Here is a 19,298-nt window from a genome sequence, read left to right as displayed (position 1 = left end):
GGGCCCTTCCGGCGTTTCCGACTCTATCAGATCCTTTCGGCGTCTGATCCCCGGTCAGCGGGGTTTGTCTTTCCGGCTGTTGGGCCGTTCCGACGTCTCAAACTCTAGCGGATTTCCTCGGTGGCTCATAATCGAGTCTTTCGAAATGAATTTCGGCATGCCGAAATTCGTCCCGGTGAGGAGATCGTGCGGAGTTGAGGTGCCGCATCTGCGGCTGGATGGTTGTCGAAGAACCGTTCCGGCTCCGTGACAACTCGGAGAACACTACGCATCCGGGTGGGGCGTGTCAAGGGCGCCTGGCCGGCCACGCCGCCGGCGCGAACCTCAGTCCAGGTCCGTCAGCCGGCCGCCCGCGTCTGGCTGCGTGAGCTCCACGCGCCGCAGGAGCCGGATCAGCATCTCGCCGAGCGCGCCGCGCTCCTCCGACGTCAGGTCCTGGAGGAGTTCTTCCTCGAAGTTCGTCGCCATGCGCATGGCCTCCAGCCACTTCTGGCGGCCCTCGTCCGTCAGCTCGACGATCACGCGCACGCGGTTGTTCTCGTCGCGGTCGCGGGTGACCAGGCCCTCGCCCGCCATGCGGTCGATGCGGTGGGTCATGGCGGCCGGGGTGAGACCGAGGCGCTTGGCGAGCTCGCCGGGGCCCAGGCGGTAGGGGGCGCCGGAGAGGACGAGGGTCTTGAGGACCTCCCACTCGGCGTTGCTGATGCCGAGGTCGGCGACCTGGCGACCGTACGCCACGTTCATCCGGCGGTTCAGCCGGCCCAGGGCGGAGACCACCTTCTCGACCTGGGGGTCGAGGTCGCGGAACTCGCGCTGGTAGGCGGCGATCTGCTCGTCGAGGCTCGGCTCCTGCGGGGCCTGGGCGCGGGACGGCTCGGGGGTGTCGGACATGCGGCCGAGTATCCCACGGGGTCGTTGGCGTTGAAGTCCTTCTATGTGTATCTTTAAGTATCGAACTTTAGGATTGAAGTCTTCAGGGTTCAGGGCTACAGCACTGAACCCGCGACCGAAGTGGGTGAGTGTGACCAAGGGGATGGGCGCCGCGATGCGCCGGATTCAGGCAGGCAGCGCGCTGAGCGCGTTCGGACTCGGCTTCACCGTGCCGTACCTCTATGTGTACGTCGCTCAGGTGCGCGGGCTGGGTGCGAGCACAGCGGGTGTCGTCCTGGCCGTGTTCGCCATGGCAGCGCTCGTGGTCCTGCCGCTCAGCGGACGGGCCATCGACCGGCGCGGGCCGGTGCCCGTGCTGCTCGTGGCCTCGCTGCTCGCCGCGGCCGGCGCGCTCGGGATGGGCCTCGCGTCCTCCGTGCCCGCGGCCGTCGGCGCGGCGGCGCTGCTCGGTGCCGGTACGGCGGTGATGCAGCCGGCGCTCGCCACGATGATCGTGTGGTGCTCGACGCAGGCCACCCGGACCCGTTCCTTCGCGATGCAGTTCTTCCTGCAGAACCTCGGTCTCGGCATCGGTGGTCTCATCGGCGGCCAGCTGGTCGACCCCAGCCGCCCGGACAGCTTCCTGCTGCTCTTCTCGATCGAGTCGGCGATGTTCCTGTTCCTGGCGGCCATCGTGCTGACCGTGCGGACGCCGGAGTCCCCGGCCCTCCAGGGCGCGCGGCCGGCCGGCGGCAAGGGCGGCGGGGTGCGGGCGCTGCTCGGGCACAAGGCGATGGTGCAGCTGTGCGTGCTCGGCTTCGTGCTGTTCTTCGCCTGCTACGGACAGTTCGAGTCGGGTCTGGCCGCGTACGGCACGGAGGCCGCGGGGATCGCCCCGTCGACGCTCGGTGTCGCCCTGGCCGCCAACACCGCGGTCATCGTGGTCGCCCAGTTCCTGGTCCTGAAGTTCGTCGAGCGGCGCAGGCGCACCCGGGTGATCGCGGCCGTCGGTCTGATCTGGACCGTGGCGTGGCTGTTCGCCGGGTACGCGGGTCTGGGGCACAGCAGCCAGGCGATGGCGACGGCGGCGTTCGTCTCCACGTACGCGCTGTTCGGGCTCGGCGAGGCGATGCTGTCGCCGACGGTCGCGCCGCTGGTGGCGGACCTGGCGCCGGAGTCGATGGTCGGCACGTACAACTCGGCTTTCGCCCTGGTGAAGCAGCTCGCGCTGGCCGTCGGCCCGGCGGTCGGCGGGCCCATGGGGGCGTCGCTGCACGGGCCGTACATCCTGACCTTCGTGCTGTTCTCGCTCGGGATCACCTTCCTGGCGGTCCGGCTGGGCAGGCAGCTCACGCCGGTGCAGGACCAGCCGTCGCTCGCCGTCAGGCCGTCGCGGGTGGTGGCCCAGCACCAGCCGGCCGCGAAGGAGCCCGCGGCCGCCTGACGCCGCACCGCCTGACGCCGCACCGCCTGACCCGTACCGCTGGCGGCCGCCTACCTAGCGCGTGTCGGGCAGGGCGAACTCGCACCACACCGCTTTGCCGCCGCCCGGAGTGCGGCGGCTGCCCCAGGACGAGGCGATCGTCGCGATGATCGAGATACCGCGACCCGCCTCGTCCTCCGTTTCCGCCCTGCGGCGGCGCGGCAGATGGTCGTCGCCGTCCGTCACCTCGATGATCAGGCGGCGGTCGGTGCGCCGGAGCCGCAGCCGCATGGGCGGAGTGCCGTGCTGGAGCGAGTTCGCCACCAGCTCGCTGGTGGCGAGGACGCCCAGGTCGCGCAGCTCGACCGGGAAGCGCCAGCTGGCGAGGACGCCGGAGGCGAAGGCACGCGCGCGCGGGGCGGCCTCGACGCCGCCGATGAGCTCCAGGGCCGCGTTGTGGAAGAGCTCGGCGTCGGCGCCCTGGCGCGCCGGGTGCTGGAGGACGAGGACGGCGACGTCGTCGTCGTGCTCGGCGGTGACACCGAGGGAGCGGAGCAGCCGGTCGCAGACGACCTGGGGGCTGCCGGTGGCGCCGGAGAGGGCGCGTTCCAGGGCGGAGACGCCTTCGTCGATGTCCTCGCGGCGGCGCTCGACCAGGCCGTCGGTGTAGAGGACGGCGGTGGAGCCGGGCGGCAGGGCGATGGAGCCCGAGGTGTGCAGCCATCCGCCGGTGCCGAGCGGCGGGCCGGTGGGGTCCTCGGCGCGGCGGACGGTGCCGTCCTCGTCGCGGACGAGGATCGGGAGGTGGCCGGCGGAGGCGTAGACGAGCTTGCCCTCGTTGGGGTCGTGGACCGCGTAGACGCACGTGGCGATCTGGCTGGCGTCGATCTCGGCGGCGAGGCCGTCGAGGAGCTGGAGCACCTCGTGCGGCGGCAGGTCGAGGCGGGCGTAGGCGCGGACGGCGGTGCGGAGCTGGCCCATGACGGCGGCGGCGCGGACGCCGCGGCCCATGACGTCGCCGATGACGAGGGCGGTGCGGCCGGCGCCGAGGGTGATGACGTCGTACCAGTCGCCGCCGACGGCGGCGTCGGTGCCGCCGGGCTGGTAGGTGGCGGCGACGCGGAGGTCGTCGGGCTGTTCCAGCTCCTGCGGGAGCAGGGAGCGCTGGAGGGTGACGGCGGCCTCGCGGTGCCGGCGCTCGCTGGCCCGCAGCCGTTCGGCGGCCTCGGCGTGGTCGGTGACGTCGGCGGCGTGCACGAGGACGCCGCCGTCGGCGAGGTGCGGGCTCTCCACGGGCAGGCAGGTGACGGTGAAGGAGCCGCCGTCCTGGGTGCGGCGGGACTTCACCGTGCGGGGCTTGCCGCTGCGCAGGACCTGGTCGAGGAGGGGCAGCAGGCCGAGCTCCTCGGCCTCGGGGCAGCTGTCGGCGACTCTGGTGCCGGCGGCGCGGGCGCCGAAGGCGGCGACGTACGCCTCGTTGACGTACGCGATGCGGTGCTCCCTGCCGTACACGAGCGCGACCAGGCCGGGGAGGCGGCCGACGATCTCCCGGACGGTGAAGTCCTCCAGGGCGGGTACGTCGGCGGCGACGTCGGCGATGTCGCCGCCGACGTCGGGGTCTCCGGCGAGGTGCTCCGGCCGGGGCCCGTACTCACCGCGGGCCGCGGGCACGGAGCCTTCGGTTCCGCGGGACGCCGCGCGACGCTGCGTACCGGGGAGCCTGGCGCTCCAACGGGTGAAGTTCACGGATCTGTATGCCTCGTGGTGTCGTTGCCGTGCAGAGTCACTCTGTGCAGGTGTGAGCCCACCTATGGTCACACGTCCAGTGTGGACGAGTGCACTGACAGTGATGTCAGGCGGAGGACTCGCCCTCCTGGGCGGGCTTGGCCGCGGGTGGGGGCGCGGCGGCCTGTTCGAATTCGGCGCGCGGGTGCTCCAGGGAGCCGAGGGAGACGATCTCGCGCTTGAACAGCCCGGACAGGGTCCATTCGGCGAGTACGCGGGCCTTGCGGTTGAAGGTGGGGACCCGGCTGAGGTGGTAGGCGCGGTGCATGAACCAGGCCGGGTAGCCCTTGAGTTTGCGCCCGTAGACGTGGGCGACGCCCTTGTGCAGGCCGAGGGAGGCGACGGAGCCGACATAGGCGTGCCGGTATTCCTTGAGCGGCTGCCCGCGCAGGGCGGCGGCGACGTTCTCGGCGAGCACCTTGGTCTGGCGGAGGGCGTGCTGGGCGTTGGGTGCGCAGTCGGTGCCGGGCGGGTCGACGGTGACGTCGGGGACGGCGGCGGCGTCGCCGGCGGCCCAGGCGTGTTCGACCCCGGCGACGGTGAGCTGCGCGGTGCAGCGGATGCGGCCCTGTTCGGTGCGGGGCAGGTCGGTGGCGGCGACGAGCGGCGCGGGTCTGACGCCCGCGGTCCACACGACGGTACGGGTGGGCAGGCGGGTGCCGTCGCTGAGGACGGCGACGCGGTTCTCGCAGGAGTCGAGGCGGGTGCCGAGGCGCACGTCGATGTTCCGGCCGCGCAGCTCGCGGATGGCGTACCGGCCCATCTCCTCGCCGACCTCGGGCAGGATCCGGTCGGACGCCTCCACGAGGACCCAGCGCAGGTCCTCGGGCTTGATGTTGTGGTAGTAGCGGGAGGTGTAGCGGGCCATGTCCTCGAGTTCGGCGAGCGCCTCGACACCGGCGTAGCCGCCGCCGACGAAGACGAAGGTGAGGGCGGCGTCGCGGATGGCGGGGTCGCGGGTGGAGGACGCGATGTCCATCTGCTCGATGACGTGGTTGCGCAGGCCGATCGCCTCCTCCACGGTCTTGAAGCCGATGCCGTGGTCGGCGAGGCCGGGGACCGGGAGGGTGCGGGAGACGGAGCCGGGGGCGATGACCAGCTCGTCGTAGCGCAGCTGCACGTTTCCGGCGCCCTCCTCCTCGGTGGCGAGGGTGGAGAGGGTCGCGGTGCGCTTGGCGTGGTCGACGGCGTGGACCTCGCCGATGACGATGCGGCAGCGGTCGAGGACCCGGCGGAGCGGGACGACGACGTGGCGCGGGGAGATGGAGCCGGCCGCGGCCTCGGGCAGGAACGGCTGGTACGTCATGTACGGGTCGGGCGTGACCACCGTGATCTCGGCCGTGCGGTCGCGGAGCTCGGCCTTGAGCTGCCGCTGGAGGCGCAGCGCGGTGTACATCCCGACGTAGCCACCGCCGACAACGAGAATGCGCACAGGTTCGGTCACCGTCCCATGAGGCAACGCCGTCCGGGGTTTGTCCACAGGCCCGGCAAATTGTGTGACCGGAGGGGTACGGAGGCGTGGGGTGGCGAATCGACCGGGCGGACAGGAAAATGCGCAGGTCAGGGTGGAGGTGGCTCGTGTGACCTGGGTCCGGAATCGGGAGGCTTCCGGTCCTTGCTCCGATCGGGGGGCGCACCGTACGGAACTGCCCCTTCTGAATTGACCCCGACTCAACTATGTTCGTACTTCGTCGGGGTGTCGGATCGCCGCGCGCGGACCGCACGCGCGGCACGGTCGGACTCCCGTGTCAGGGCGGGGAGTCTCCGGGGGGAGACATCATGAGCGGGGGAACGCTTATGCAGATTCAGGATTCGTACGGGCAGGTCCGTACGGCGCAGTCGGCGCCGAACGGCCGGTCCGCGCCGCTGCGCGTGGACGCGCAGCGCAATCTGGAGCACGTGCTGCGCGCCGCGCGCGAGGTGTTCGGCGAGCTCGGCTACGGGGCTCCGATGGAGGACGTGGCGCGCCGCGCCCGGGTCGGTGTCGGCACCGTGTACCGCCGTTTCCCCAGCAAGGACGTGCTGGTCCGGCGAATAGCCGAGGAGGAGACGGCGCGGCTCACGGAGCAGGCGCGCACGGCGCTCGGCCAGGAGGACGAGCCGTGGTCGGCGCTGTCCCGGTTCCTGCGCACCTCGGTCGCCTCGGGCGCCGGTCGGCTGCTGCCGCCGCAGGTGCTGCGGGTGGGTGTGGACGAGGTGCTGCTGCCGACCGGTGCGCCGGCCGGTCCGTCGGCCGAGGACGCGGCGCGGGTTCCGCAGCAGCGCGAGGCCGTGGGCGTCGCGGGCGCCGTGGGTCTGGCCGCCGCGGCCCGCTTCGGTGAGAGCGGCGACCAGCGGGTCGTCGCACCGCGCGCGGTGCCGGTGGCCGAGCAGGACGACGCGGGGGCCGCAGAGCTCCTGGAGGTCGTGGGCCGGCTGGTGGACCGGGCGCGGGAGGCCGGTGAGCTGCGGACGGACGTGACGGTGTCCGACGTCCTGCTCGTGATAGCCACGGCCGCGCCGGCGCTGCCGGACGCCGCGCAGCAGGCGGCGGCTTCGGCCCGGCTGCTCGACATCCTGCTCGAGGGTCTGCGCTCGCGGTAGCGGACCCCGGGGCACGGTTCTCGACGGCCCGGACGGGCCGTCGAGCATGGCATGAACGGATGAGCGGTTACGCCCTGACGCGGTAAGTCGCCCCGGACGAGTGGTAAGTGGACGCGAGGGCTCGGCGTGCCCGCGCTCTGTGGCAGGCTTGGCCGTTGTTCGGGTCCGAGCGTGCATACGGGGGCTTCCGCGATGAGCGGTGAAAGTCGGGACGAGACGTCGGCCGCCGCCGGCACCACGGAGCCCGGCGGGCTGCCCGCCGGGCAGGTGCCGAGCCAGGGCGGACCGGCGGGCACGTCCGGCACCGGGGCCGCCGGAGCTGGGGCCGCCGGAGCCGGGACCGCTGAAGCCCGAGCCGGAGCCGGAGCCGCTGCGGCCGGAGCCGGAGCCGCTGGGACCGGAGCCGCCGCGGCCGGGGCAGCCGAACCGAGCGTGCCGCAGCAGCGCGAGGGCGGCTCGTCGCTGCATCTCGCGGGCGACGAGGCCCAGTCCGGTTCCGTACTGCCGCCGCCGCTCGATCTGCCGCCGTCCGACGCCGAACTCGTGCAGCGCATGCGGGAGGGCGACGACAGCTCCTACGAGGAGCTGTTCCGCCGGCACTCCGAGGCCGTACGCCGCTACGCCCGCTCCTGCTGCCGGGACGCCGACACCGCCGACGACCTGACGGCGGAGGTCTTCGCGAGCACCCTGCAGGCGGTACGGCGCGGGGCCGGGCCCGAACAGGCCGTGCGCGCCTACCTGCTGACCTCCGTCCGGCGCGTCGCCGCCACCTGGACCCGCACCCAGAAGCGCGAGCAGCTGGTCGAGGACTTCGCGGTGTTCGCCGAGGACGCCGCCCGGGCGTCCGAGGTCTCCGACGGAGACACTCTGGACCTGGGTGCCGACGTGCTCGCCATGCGCGACGCCGAACAGTCCCTGGCCCTGCAGGCGTTCCGGTCGCTGCCGGAGCGCTGGCAGGCCGTCCTGTGGCACACCACGGTCGAGGAGGAGTCGCCGAGCGAGGTCGCCCCGCTGTTCGGCCTCACCGCCAACGCCACCGCCGTGCTCGCCAGCCGGGCCCGCGAGGGCCTCAAGCAGGCGTACCTCCAGGCCCATGTCAGCCAGTCGCTCACCTCGGGCGGCGACTGCGCCCGCTACGCCGACCGGCTCGGCGCCTTCGCTCGCGGCGGGCTGCGGATGCGGGCCGAACGAGGGCTGCGCAAGCACCTGGACGAGTGCGCCAAGTGCCGGCTCGCCGCCGGTGAGCTGGCGCACGTGAACGCCGGGATCCCCGCGCTGCTGCCGGTCGCCGTCATCGGCTGGTTCGCCGCCGGTTACTCGCTCAAGGCGGCCGGAGTCGTCGCGGGCGGGGTCGCCGGCGCGGGCGCGGCCGGCGCCGCCGCAGCGGCGAGTGGCACGGGCGCCACGACCGGCACCGCCGGGGCCTCGTCGGCCGCCGCGGCCGAGGGCCTGGGCATCCCGGCGAAGGCGGGCCTCGCCGCCGTCGCCGCGGTCGCCGCGACCGCCGGTCTGGTGTGGGCGCTGACCGGCTCGGACGCGCAACCGGTCGCCAAGCCCACGCCGTCGCCGACGGTCGTCGCGCCCGTCCAGCCGCGACCGCCCGCGCCGAAGCCGGCGCCCAAGCCCAAGCCCAGCAAGCCCGCGCCCCCGCCCGTCCAGGCCGCGCCGCCCGCGCCGAAGCCGACTCCGACGCCGAGCGCGAAGCCCAGCCCCCGGACGACGCCGTCGCCGACGCCGACGCCCAAGCCCAAAGCGACGCCCCGGCCCACGCCGTCCAGGACCACGCCGAAGCCGGTGCCCGCACCGGCCTCGTACCAGCTCAGCGAGCTGCAGTACGGGATCGCCGGCGACGGCACCAAGCCGGAGGTCGACCTGGCGCGCAGCAGCTGGATGTGGCAGCGCTCCGGCCTGTCGATGAACGGCACCCGCTACGCGCACGGGGTGAGCGTGCACGCCCCTTCCTCGCTGTTCATCGACCTCAACCGGCAGTGCGACAGCTACGACGCGCTCGTCGGCGTCGACGACATCACCGTCCCGCTGCCGGGGCCGGCCGGGGTGCGCTTCTCGGTGTACGCGGACGGGGAACGGCTGTGGCGCTCGGCCGTGGTGCGTCCCGGTGACGCGCCGCTCCCGGTGCACGTCGGCCTCTCCGGGCGGCACACGCTGCGCCTCGTGGTCGAACAGCACACGCCCTTCGGCCACGCGGTGCTCGCGGACTGGGCGAACTCCCGGATCAGCTGCGCGTGACGGACACGGGCCACGGCCTCATCCGTGGTCCTGCAGGTGCTCCGCTGTGCCGTACGGCTCCGCGAGCGCCAGGAGCTCGTCGAGGGTGAGGTCGCGGCCCGCCGTCCGCGCCGCCTCAAAGGCAGCCGCGTCCAGACCGGCGCGGGCCAGGGCCGTGACGGTCTCGGTCTCCCGGAGCTCCGGCGCGGCTCGGGGTATGCCGGCCCGCCAGGTGTCGGCGGCGGCCAGGGCGCTGACGGCGAGGGCGGGTTCCCCGCCCAGGGCCAGCGCGAGGGCCAGCCCCTCGGCGAGACCGACGTTGACGAACTCGGCGCACTGCCCGTCCCTGGCTGTGCGAAGCGCCTGGACGGCCCGGCCGACGGCCGCCGCACCGGCTCCCTCGTGGGCCTCGATCCGGGCGGTGAGGCCCTGCGCGGCGGCGGCGAAGTGCGGCGGCGGAGTGCCGCCCGCCATCAGCGCGCCGCCCACCTCGGCATGCCGGCGGGCGGTGGCCACGTCCCCGTCGAACAGCGCGACCCAGGCCCGCAGAAAGTCGATGTACGTCTGCGCGTCGGCGACGTGGTGGCGCCGGCCCTCCGCTTCCGCCTCGTCCAGGCCCGCCTTGGCGTCCGCCGTGCGGCCGTCGCGCCAGTCGAGCTCGGCGAGCCGGGCGAGGAGGAACGGAGCCTCGGCGTGCGCGCCGACCTCGCGGGCGAGGGCGAGCGCCTCCACGTACGCCTCGCGGGCCGCCTCGTGCCGGCCGCGCATGATGTTGGCCTCGCCGGCGGCGCTGGCGACCTGGGCGCGCATCCAGCGGTCGCCGACCCGGCGGGAGAGCACGCGCAGCTCGGCGAGGTCCTCGTCGACGTCGGGCATGCCTCCGGGTCTGTCGACGGCCATGTGGGCGCGGAACATCAGCACCACCCCGGTCTCCCAGTCGCTGCCGTGGCGGCGGCAGCCGGCGACGGCGTTGTCGAGCAGGGTGCGCATGTCGACGGGGTGCTGGTCGAAGACCGCGATGAACGGCCAGAGCAGGCCGGGGAAGCGGGCGGACTCGGGGCCGGGGTCGGTGGAGAACGCGGTGAGGACCCGGGCGCGGACGGCCGTGGCTTCCGGGTCGTCGCGGAAGGCCCGACCGTTCTGGTTCTCCGCGGCGAGGAAAAAGTGGAGCATGCGCAGGTGCATGCGGGGCCAGAAGCGGGGATCGGCCGGATCCTCGGGGTCCTCGCCGAGCGGCAGGACGCGCTCCACCCAGGACATGCCCTCGGGGCGGTAGTTGCGCAGCCACCAGAACCAGCCCATGGCGAAGACGAGCCGCAGGGCGACGGCCTCGTCCGGGTCGGTGAGCGTGGCGCGGTGCAGGGCGGCGCGGATGTTGTCGAGGTCGCGCTCGACGCGGACGATCCAGGGGAGCTGGGCGCCGGAGCGCAGCAGCGGTTCGGCGCGCTCGGCGAAGGCGGTGAAGTGCGCGGTGTGGGCGGCCTCGGCGGCGGCGCGCAGCTCCGGGGTCTCGGCGGCGCGCTCGACGGCGTACTCGTGGATGGTCTCCAGGAGGCGGTAGCGCATCTCGCCGTCGTCGGTGGGGGTGGCGACGACGAGGGACTTGTCGACGAGGGCGCCGAGGACGTCGGCGGTGCCGTACGGGGCCGGGCTGACGGCCTCGGCGGCGGCGAGGTCCCAGCCGCCGGCGAAGACGGACGCCTGGCGCAGCAGGTCGCGCTCCTCCGCTTCGAGCAGCTCCCAGGACCAGTCGACGACCGCGCGGAGGGTCTGCTGGCGGGGCAGCACGGTGCGGGAGCCGGAGGTGAGGAGGAGGAAGCGGTCGTCGAGGCGGTCGGCGATCTGGCGCGGGGTGAGCAGTCGCAGCCGGGCGGCGGCGAGCTCGATGGCGAGCGGCAGGCCGTCGAGCCGGCGGCAGATCTCCTCGACGGCGCGCATGTCCTCGTCGCCGGCCTCCGCGCGGAAGTCGGGGCGGACGGCGCGGGCGCGTTCGGTGAAGAGCCGGTGTGCGGGGGTCGGCGGCAGGGGCTCGACGGGGCGGACGGCTTCGCCGGGGACACCGAGGGGTTCCCGGCTCGTGGCGAGGATCCGCAGGCCGGGGCAGCGGGTGAGGAGGGTCTCGGCGAGCGCGGCGGCAGCCCCGATGACGTGCTCGCAGTTGTCGAGGATGAGGAGCAGCGGGCGGCGGGCCAGGTGCTCGACGAGATGGGCGGTCGGGTCGTCCTGGAGGGGCACGCCGTCGCGGGTGATCAGGTTCGTCTCGCGCAGCCGCAGCGCGGAGAGCACGGCACCGGGTACGGCCTCGGGGTCGTCGAGCGGGGCGAGTTCGGCGATCCAGGCGGCCGCGCCGACGGCCTGCCGCGCGGCCTCCTCTGCGAGCCGCGTCTTGCCCGACCCACCGGGCCCGGTGAGCGTGACGAGCCGGGAGCGCTCCAGATCGGCGCGGAGAGCGAGGAGATCGGGCTCGCGGCCGACGAAGGAGGTGAGCCGGGGCCGGATGTTGCCGGGCTCGGGGACGGGGGTGGCCGGGGCGGCCGGGGCGGACCAACCGGCCGGGGCGGCCGACGTGGAGGCGGCCGCCGAGGCACCTCGGTCGGCATGGCCGGACGTGCCGGACCAACCAGCGGACCAACCATCGGAGCCGGCCGGGTGGCCGGCGACGGCGGAATCGGACCGGCCTGCCGGGCCGGTCGGGGCCGGAGCGGTCTGCGTCGGAGCGGTCGGGGCCGGCCAGCCGGCGGACGCGGAACCGGCTGGGGCGGAAGACGAACCGGCGGCGGTCCCCCGGCCGGCTTCGGCGGACGGGCCGGATACCGCGGACGGGCCGGAAAAAGCGGCCGAACCGGAGACCGCTGACGGGCCGGAGCCCGGGGGCGGCGTCGGTCGGGCGGCAGGGGCCGGGGCGGGCGCCGCGCCCGGCCAGGGGGCCGCCCGGCGGGCCGGGTCGTGGCCCGCGAGGAGTTCGGCGTGCAGGGCGGTGAGTTCGGGACCCGGGTCGGTGCCGAGTCCGTCGGCGAGGGTGCGGCGGGTCTCCTCGTACGCGGCGAGGGCGTCGGCCGGGCGGCCCTCGGCGCGCAGGGCACGGATCAGCTGGGCGTGGAAGGTCTCGTCGTACGGATACGCGCCGGTGAGCTCGGTCAGCTCCGGCACGAGTCCGGCGGTGGCGCCGCGCCGCAGGTCCGCCTCGATGCGCTGGCGGAGCGCGGCGAGCCGCTGCGCCTCGGGGCGCACGCCCGCGTACTCGGGCAGATCGGCGAGCGCGGGTCCCCGGAACAGCGCGAGGGCGGCGCGGAGGAGTCCGGCCGCGGTCTCCGGGTCGCCGGCCGCGAGCCGGGCGCCCGCGTCCCGTACCCGCGCCTCGAACACGTACAGATCGATGTCCTCGGGCCCGGCCACCAGCCGGTACCCGCCCGGCACCGACGCCACCGCGTCCTTCCCGAGCACCCGCCGGAGCCGCCCGACCAGCGCCTGCAGCGCCGCCTGCGCGTCCAGCGGCGGCTCGTCCCCGTACACGTCGTCGACCAGCTCCCCGACCGAGGCCGTCCGCCCGCCGCGCACCGCGAGCGCGGCGAGCAGCGCCCGCAGCCGGGCCCCGCCGAGGGGCAGGGAGGCGCCGGTGGGGTCGAGGGCGTCGGTGGTGCCGAGGATGAGATAGCGCACCCGGTCATTGTGGCCGCTGGGGGTGACGGGGCGCCTCGGGGTTTACCCGGAGAGGGGCGCGCGAGGGGGCGCGGGCGCGGTCAGAACTCGGAGGTGTCGAGTTCGAAGCCGAGCGGGAAGGGGAGCCGGGCCATCGTCCCCAGCTTGTGGGCGGCCTTGTGGGCGTAGTCGTCGCCGACGGGTTCGGAGCACACGACGGCCTCGCCCGCCTCGCGGTCGATCAGCAGGTACACGGGGATGACATCTCGGCAGCCCGCCCCGTCCCTCACGCCATCAGCGACCGCCCCGTCGGGATCAGCGGCCCCGGCACGGCCCGATGCCGCGGGGCCGCCGTGCCCGTCCAGCAGGAGCCGCGGCGGCTGAGGAGGCGGCGGAGCCAGAGTTCGGTGGAGACGAGGTCGGCGAGGCCGTCGAGGGGGAGCGGGGCGCCGTCGGCGGCGGCGATGAGGGCGTCGCGGACGACGCGGGCCTCGATGAGACCGGCGTCGGCGAGGAGGGGCGCGTCGAAGAGGGCCAGCAGGTGCGGGAGGGCGGCGCGCAGACCGGCGCGGGTGGCGGCGGCCGGGACGGCGGGGTGAGGGGCACCCCAGCCGGGCGGGAGGTCGTGGATGCCGGCGCCCGCGAGGACGGTGCGCAGGACGCCGGCGCGGGCGTCGGGCTGGACCCGCAGCGATTCGGGGAGGTCGCGGCAGGCCCGTACCACCTGGTTGTCGAGGAACGGGGCGTGCAGCCGCTGGCCGCGGATCTCGGCGGCCTGTTCCAGGACCCGGTGGTCGGCCGCGGCCCGCGCGAGGGCGGCACGCGCGCGTGCGTCGCCCGGGCGCTGTACGGAGGCCGGCAGGGTCGCGGCCCGGTTCAGGCGAACCGATACTTCGGCGAGCGCCTCCCCCGTCAGCCAGCGCGCCGCGGGACCCGGCCGGGACCAGGCGAGCGCGGACAGCGAGGCCTCCAGGGGGCCGTGGGCCCCGGCGGGCGCGCGGTTGGCCTCCAACACGCGCGTGGCGGCGGCCTCCAGGCCGGTGCGGTACGGCGTACGGGCCAGCCGCCGGGCCGCCCGGTACACCTGGAGGGGGACCAGAAGAGCCCCCGCCGACGGGCCGGTGGCCTTGGCCAGGGCGGTCACCGGCCGCACCAGGGAGCGACGCCGGCGGTCCATCAGGAGGTCGGCGAGACGGGCCGGATGGGCGTCGAGGACCTGCCGGGCGCCGAAGCCGGTGAAGTGGTCGGCGCTGCCGGCCGCGAGCCGCCGCCGGTGCCGTTCGGCCGACACCAGGGACGGGCCCGGCTCGTCCGTCAGCGGCCCGTCGAGGTCCGCGTAGGGCAGGGCCTCCTCGCCGGCCGCGACGACGACGTGGTGCAGCCGCGGGTTGGCGGCGATCTCGCGGGCGCGGACCAGTTCGTCCTGGCCCTCCGGGCTGCCGGGTCCGGCCAGGTCGTTGAAGGTGACGGCGAGCAGCCGCTCCCCCGCGCCCGTGCCGTGGCCGAGGATCGTGCCGGGCACGCCGGGCAGCCCGGCCGCGAGCAGGGCGAGGGTGCCGGAGGCGCTGCCGCCGGACAGGTCGGCGCCGATGCCGGGCGCCGGGGCGCCGCCGCGGGCCGCGCGCCGGTCGGCGGGCCCCATGCCGGGCACCGGACCGGGGTCGGGCAGCGGCACCTCGGGGGCGTGCCGGGGCGCGGTGAGCCTGGCCCGTACGGCCTCGACGAGCGCGTCCTTCACCGCCTCCACCGCCTGCCTCGGGTCGGCCTCGGGCGCGGCGACGGCGAGCGAGGAGACCGTCTCGTAGCCGGTGATCTCGCGCGAGCCCTCGCGCAGGATCAGCGCGTGACCGGGCGGCACCCGGCGCACGCCCTCGTAGGGGGTGGAGTCGCGCAGCGCCTCGGGCGTCTCGGGGCAGGCGAGCAGCGCGGCGAGGTGGCCGATGTCGAGCTGGGCCTCCGCGAGGTCGGCGAGCGGCAGCGCCGCCGTGGCGTAGGCGGTGCCGCCGGCCCAGGGGGTGTGGAACACCGGGCGGGCGCCCGCGAGATCACCCGTGACGGTGATGCGGCGGCCGACCTTGACGACGGCGGTGTAGCTCCCCGGCCATGCGGTCATATGCCGCAGTGCGCCCCCGCGCGCGGTCAGCAGGCCGCGCCGCAGCTCGTCGTCGCTCGCGGCGCAGCAGCCGAGCACGGCGAGCCGGGTGTGGGTGTCGACGTCGAGCAGCCGCACCTCGTCGGGGCGCCAGTCGCCGACCGCCCACAGCGGATCGGGGTCGCCCCACAGGAGTTGCGCGCCCACCGGGTGCACCGTGCGCCCCTCGGCGGGGTCGCCGACCGCGCCGGCCGAGCCGGGTGTCGCCGTGAAGGAGCCGGCGGAGCCCCTCGTATCCCTCGTATCCCTCGTACCGAAGCGCGCGGCGACACTGCTCCAGCCCACCAGCCACCGCATCGCCGCCTCCACAAAGGTCGAGTGGAGGACATGCTGCCATGACAACGGCGCATGGGGGGTGTCACCGGGGGCATCGCGCCACACGCGAATGCGCCCCTGGCATGGGCCAGTTGGAGCCGGCCCCTACGGGGTCGCCTTTCGGCCATTCTCAACCATGCCGCGGGGCAACGGGTTTGCCCGGAGCTCTCCGGCAGTCCGGGAGGCGGTCGCCTCCCGGAGCCGCCCGCCGCCCGCGGGGAATGGGGCGACGGTGTCCCCCAGCCCACCGGACCCGGACATCGGTCCTCGGCCAAGTGGGCCGACCCACGCAGGACTCATGGAAGCGCTCCCCCACCGCCCCGGCGAGAGCGCACGGGCGGGCGCACGACCACACGGCCGGAGCACGACCGGCGGCGGCCCGCCCCCCGCTCACCCCATCCCACAACAATCTCGCCATACGGAACACCGCCCCTTAACGGTCGGGATCCGGCGAACTACGCTGTGCTCACGAATGCCGCACGCCTATGCCCGGCGTTGTGCCCGGCGTCGCGGCGGCCGTCCGGGTTCCGGGTGTCGTGTCGAGGGGTGGCGTCATGTCCAGGGAGCAACGCGGGCCGAACGAAAAGCTCGGCACGGTTCTCGCCCTCGCGGGAATCAGCAATGCCGGGCTCGCCCGGCGCGTCAACGACCTCGGCGCACAGCGGGGACTGACGCTTCGTTACGACAAGACGTCGGTGGCCCGCTGGGTGTCCAAGGGCATGGTGCCGCAGGGCGCCGCCCCGCATCTGATCGCCGCCGCCATCGGCCAGAAGCTGGGCCGGCCCGTTCCGCTGCACGAGATCGGGCTCGCCGACGCCGACCCGGCGCCCGAGGTGGGGCTCGCCTTCCCGCGCGACGTCGGCGAGGCGGTCCGCTCGGCCACCGAGCTGTACCGGCTGGATCTCGCCGGTCGGCGGGGCGGCGGCGGCATCTGGCAGTCGCTCGCCGGATCCTTCGCGGTGAGCGCCTACGCGACGCCCGCCTCGCGCTGGCTGATCACCCCGGCCGATCCGTCGGTGGAGCGGCTCGCCCCGCGACCCGCGGCGCCGGGGACGGCGGGCACCGCGGGCGGGGAAATCGTCGAGCACGCGCGCGTGGGGCACAGCGACGTCGCCAAACTGCGCGAGGCCGCCGAGGACGCCCGCCGCTGGGACTCCAAGTACGGCGGCGGCGACTGGCGCTCCTCGATGGTTCCCGAGTGTTTACGGGTCGACGCCGCGCCGCTGCTGCTCGGCTCCTACTCGGACGAGGTCGGCCGCGCCTTGTTCGGCGCGACCGCCGAGCTGACCCGGCTGGCCGGCTGGATGGCCTTCGACACCGGCCAGCAGGAGGCCGCCCAGCGCTACTACATCCAGGCGCTGCGGCTCGCCCGCGCCGCCGCCGACGTCCCGCTCGGCGGCTATGTCCTCGCCTCGATGTCGCTCCAGGCGACCTACCGGGGCTTCGCCGACGAGGGGGTCGACCTCGCCCAGGCCGCCCTGGAGCGCAACCGGGGCCTGGCCACCGCCCGCACCATGTCCTTCTTCCGGCTCGTCGAGGCCCGGGCGCACGCCAAGGCCGGCGACCAGGCGGCCGCCGCCGCCTCGCTCAAGGCCGCCGAGGGCTGGCTGGAGCGGTCCCGGGACGGCGACGCCGACCCGAGCTGGCTGGGCTTCTACTCGTACGACCGGTTCTGCGCCGACGCCGCCGAGTGCTACCGCGACCTGAAGCTGCCCCGGCAGGTGCGCCGCTTCACCGAGCAGGCGCTGTCCCGGCCGACCGAGGAGTACGTGCGCTCGCACGGGCTGCGGCTCGTGGTGTCGGCGGTCGCCGAGCTGGAGTCGGGCAACCTGGACGCGGCGTGCGCCGCCGGCACCCGTGCGGTCGAGGTGGCCGGGCGGATCTCCTCGGCCCGGACCACCGAGTACGTACGGGACCTGCTGCACCGGCTCGAACCGTACGGCGACGAGCCGCGCGTCATGGAGCTGCGGGAACGGGCCCGGCCGCTCCTCGTGGCCCCGGCCTGACGGGGCCGGTGACCGTCCTGACGCACGCGATGACGGGGCGTGACGCGCGTCCCACTCGGTGAGCGGTTTAGCCCGGTTGTCAGTGGGCCAGTGCACTATCAGGGGTGGGAGGTGGCGCTGGTGTCCGTGTCGGACCGCTTTGACTGTGACGTGCTCGTGATCGGCGGCGGAATCGTCGGGCTGTCGACGGCGTACGCGATCACGCGTGCCGCGCCGGGCACCCGGGTCACGGTCCTGGAGAAGGAGCACGCCCCGGCGCGCCACCAGACCGGGCGGAACAGCGGCGTGATCCATAGCGGGATCTACTACAAGCCGGGCTCCCTCAAGGCCCGCTTCGCGGTCGAGGGCGCGGCCGAGATGGTCAAGTTCTGCGCGGAGTACGGCATCGCCCACGAGGTCACGGGCAAGCTGATCGTCGCGACCGGGCGCGAGGAGCTGCCCCGGCTGCACGCCCTCGTGCAGCGCGGCAGGGAGAACGGGATCCCGGTGCGCGAGCTGGGCCCGGCGCAGATCAGCGAGTACGAGCCGCGGGTGCGCGGCGTGGCCGCGATCCACGTGGGCACGACCGGGATCGTCGACTACGGGCAGGTGGCGGCCAGGCTCGCCGAGGCGTCCGGGGCGACCATCCTGTACGGCTCGGCGGTCACCGCGATCGACCGGCGCCCCTGGGGCGTGGCGGTGCGCACGGCGGCCGGGCGCGTGGTGCGCGGGCGGGTCCTGGTTAACTGCGCGGGGCTGCACTGCGACCGGGTGGCCCGGCTCGCGGGCGACGACCCGGAGATGCGGATCGTCCCCTTCCGGGGGGAGTACTACGAGCTGGCCGACCCGTCCCTGGTCCGCGGCCTGGTCTATCCGGTGCCGGACCCGGCCTTCCCGTTCCTCGGCGTCCATCTCACCCGGGGCATCGACGGCGGCGTGCACGTCGGGCCGAACGCGGTCCCGGCGCTCGCCCGCGAGGGATACGGCTGGTCGGTCGTCCGCCCGCGCGACCTGGCGGACACCCTCGCCTGGCCCGGCAGCTGGGCGATAGCGCGGCAGCACTGGCGGTACGGGGCGGGCGAGCTGCACCGCTCGCTGTCCAAGCGCGCCTTCACCGAGGCGGTGCGGCGGATGCTGCCGCTCGTCGAGGAGCGCGACCTGCGGCGGGCGAAGCCGGGCGTGCGGGCGCAGGCGGTGCTGAAGGACGGGACGCTCGTCGACGACTTCCTGATCCGCGAGGCCGAGCGGACGGTGCACGTCCTCAACGCGCCCTCGCCGGCGGCGACGGCCTCGCTGCCGATCGGGCGCGAGGTGGCGGGCCGGGCGCTGGCCCAGCTGTAGGCCGCCGCTGCGAGGTGGCGGGCCCAGCTCTCGGCCGCAGCCGCGAGGTGGCCGGCCGGGCGCCGGGCCCAGCTGTAGGCCGTATCCGGCCGGCCTCGTCGATCTCGCCGGTCGCTCGGGCCCGACACGTTCGGCACGGGGCCCCGTAGAATCGGGGCATTGTGTCTGAGCAGCCTGAGAACACCCACACCATCTCCGTCGAGCAGCCCGTCGCGCGCCGGGGCAGCCGGATGTTCGCGCCGGGTGAGGGGCCCGCGCCCGATCCGGCGGGCTCGCACTTCGAGCGGCGGATCCGCAGCTTCCAGCCGCGCCGCAGCCGTGTCACGGCCGGGCAGGCCGAGGCCATGCTGAAGCGCTGGCCGGACTGGGGGCTCGACATCGACGGCTCGCGCACGCTCGACCTGGACGAGATGTTCGGCGGGCTTCCGGTCGTCCTGGAGATCGGCTTCGGCATGGGCGAGGCCACCGCGCAGATGGCCGCCGCCGACCCCGGCACCGGCATCCTCGCCGTGGACGTGCACACCCCCGGCCAGGGCAATCTGCTCGGACTCGCCGACCGCGGCGGGCTCACCAACGTGCGGGTCGCCAACGGCGACGCGATCATCCTGCTGCGCGAGATGCTGCCGCTGGAGTCCCTCGCCGGCTGCCGGGTCTACTTCCCGGACCCGTGGCCGAAGAAGCGCCACCACAAGCGCCGGCTGATCCAGCCCGACTTCCTCACCCTGCTCGCCCCCCGGCTGAAGAAGGGCGGGCTGCTGCACTGCGCCACGGACTGGGAGCCGTACGCGGAGCAGATGCTGGAGGTGCTCGGCGCGCACCCCGACTTCGCGAACACCCAGGCCGACGGCGGTTACGCGCCCAGGCCCGGCTTCCGGCCGCTGACCCGCTTCGAGGGGCAGGGCCTGGACAAGGGCCACGTCGTCCACGATCTGCTTTTCCACAGGGTCTGACGGGTCCGGCCGGGTTCCGAGCCCGGTCC

Annotated in this window: 12 protein-coding genes; 6 read left to right on the top strand and 6 right to left on the bottom strand. The window is 74.8% G+C overall.

The window, feature by feature from the left end; all coding sequences use genetic code 11:
- Positions 1–324 precede the first annotated feature (324 nt).
- Positions 325–891: a MarR family winged helix-turn-helix transcriptional regulator gene (locus tag ACWEJX_RS27130; RefSeq protein ID WP_451610020.1), complete on the bottom strand. Its 567-nt coding sequence runs from the start codon at positions 889–891 to the stop codon at positions 325–327.
- A 142-nt stretch (positions 892–1,033) separates the two neighbouring features.
- Here ACWEJX_RS27130 and ACWEJX_RS27125 point away from each other — a divergent pair, with 142 nt between their 5' ends.
- Positions 1,034–2,314 (top strand): MFS transporter, encoded by a 1,281-nt coding sequence (locus tag ACWEJX_RS27125; protein WP_451610024.1) that lies wholly within the window; start codon positions 1,034–1,036, stop codon positions 2,312–2,314.
- A gap of 54 nt (positions 2,315–2,368) precedes the next feature.
- Here ACWEJX_RS27125 and ACWEJX_RS27120 read toward each other — a convergent pair whose 3' ends face one another.
- Positions 2,369–4,039 carry an ATP-binding SpoIIE family protein phosphatase gene (locus ACWEJX_RS27120; RefSeq protein WP_451610019.1) on the bottom strand — a complete coding sequence of 557 codons (1,671 nt, stop codon included), beginning with the start codon at positions 4,037–4,039 and terminating at the stop codon, positions 2,369–2,371.
- A 106-nt stretch (positions 4,040–4,145) separates the two neighbouring features.
- The gene (locus ACWEJX_RS27115; RefSeq protein ID WP_451610018.1) at positions 4,146–5,522 is read right to left on the bottom strand and encodes an NAD(P)/FAD-dependent oxidoreductase; all 1,377 of its coding nucleotides are present in this window, start codon (positions 5,520–5,522) and stop codon (positions 4,146–4,148) included.
- Positions 5,523–5,875: 353 nt separating this feature from the next.
- On the opposite strand from ACWEJX_RS27115, the gene ACWEJX_RS27110 reads away from it, so the two are divergent.
- Both ACWEJX_RS27110 and ACWEJX_RS27105 read left to right on the top strand, forming a co-directional pair.
- The gene (locus ACWEJX_RS27110) at positions 5,876–6,661 is read left to right on the top strand and encodes a TetR/AcrR family transcriptional regulator (protein WP_451610017.1); all 786 of its coding nucleotides are present in this window, start codon (positions 5,876–5,878) and stop codon (positions 6,659–6,661) included.
- Between the two features lie 192 nt (positions 6,662–6,853).
- Positions 6,854–8,908: a sigma-70 family RNA polymerase sigma factor gene (locus ACWEJX_RS27105; RefSeq protein WP_451610016.1), complete on the top strand. Its 2,055-nt coding sequence runs from the start codon at positions 6,854–6,856 to the stop codon at positions 8,906–8,908.
- An 18-nt stretch (positions 8,909–8,926) separates the two neighbouring features.
- On the opposite strand, the gene ACWEJX_RS27100 is transcribed toward ACWEJX_RS27105, so the two are convergent.
- From ACWEJX_RS27100 to ACWEJX_RS27090, 3 genes are all read right to left on the bottom strand, one after another.
- Complete coding sequence (locus tag ACWEJX_RS27100; RefSeq protein WP_451610015.1) at positions 8,927–12,547, bottom strand: AfsR/SARP family transcriptional regulator; 3,621 nt, start codon at positions 12,545–12,547, stop codon at positions 8,927–8,929.
- Between the two features lie 80 nt (positions 12,548–12,627).
- Entirely contained in the window at positions 12,628–12,780 is a 153-nt protein-coding gene (locus ACWEJX_RS27095) for a hypothetical protein (protein WP_451610014.1), read from the bottom strand.
- A gap of 32 nt (positions 12,781–12,812) precedes the next feature.
- Complete coding sequence (locus tag ACWEJX_RS27090) at positions 12,813–14,975, bottom strand: asparagine synthase-related protein (protein WP_451610013.1); 2,163 nt, start codon at positions 14,973–14,975, stop codon at positions 12,813–12,815.
- 572 nt (positions 14,976–15,547) lie between these two features.
- Between ACWEJX_RS27090 and ACWEJX_RS27085 the strand changes: the two genes are divergently transcribed.
- From ACWEJX_RS27085 to trmB, 3 genes are all read left to right on the top strand, one after another.
- Positions 15,548–16,999 (top strand): MFS transporter, encoded by a 1,452-nt coding sequence (locus tag ACWEJX_RS27085; protein WP_451610012.1) that lies wholly within the window; start codon positions 15,548–15,550, stop codon positions 16,997–16,999.
- Positions 17,000–17,119: 120 nt separating this feature from the next.
- Complete coding sequence (lhgO, locus tag ACWEJX_RS27080) at positions 17,120–18,319, top strand: L-2-hydroxyglutarate oxidase (protein WP_451610011.1); 1,200 nt, start codon at positions 17,120–17,122, stop codon at positions 18,317–18,319.
- 230 nt (positions 18,320–18,549) lie between these two features.
- A complete protein-coding gene (gene trmB / locus ACWEJX_RS27075; protein WP_451610023.1) occupies positions 18,550–19,269 on the top strand; it encodes a tRNA (guanosine(46)-N7)-methyltransferase TrmB in 720 nt (239 codons plus the stop codon).
- Positions 19,270–19,298: the final 29 nt, after the last annotated feature.

Source organism: Streptomyces sp. NPDC004788 (assembly GCF_053601115.1).
This window is presented reverse-complemented; position numbering and strand designations above follow the sequence as displayed.

Coding starts and splice junctions, on each gene's coding strand:
- ACWEJX_RS27090 (WP_451610013.1), bottom strand. CDS start 14,975: ATGCGGTGGCTGGTGGGCTGGAGCAGTGTCGCCGCGCGCTTCGGTACG.
- ACWEJX_RS27130 (WP_451610020.1), bottom strand. CDS start 891: ATGTCCGACACCCCCGAGCCGTCCCGCGCCCAGGCCCCGCAGGAGCCG.
- trmB (WP_451610023.1), top strand. CDS start 18,550: ATGTTCGCGCCGGGTGAGGGGCCCGCGCCCGATCCGGCGGGCTCGCAC.
- ACWEJX_RS27110 (WP_451610017.1), top strand. CDS start 5,876: ATGCAGATTCAGGATTCGTACGGGCAGGTCCGTACGGCGCAGTCGGCG.
- ACWEJX_RS27105 (WP_451610016.1), top strand. CDS start 6,854: ATGAGCGGTGAAAGTCGGGACGAGACGTCGGCCGCCGCCGGCACCACG.
- ACWEJX_RS27125 (WP_451610024.1), top strand. CDS start 1,034: ATGGGCGCCGCGATGCGCCGGATTCAGGCAGGCAGCGCGCTGAGCGCG.
- ACWEJX_RS27085 (WP_451610012.1), top strand. CDS start 15,548: ATGTCCAGGGAGCAACGCGGGCCGAACGAAAAGCTCGGCACGGTTCTC.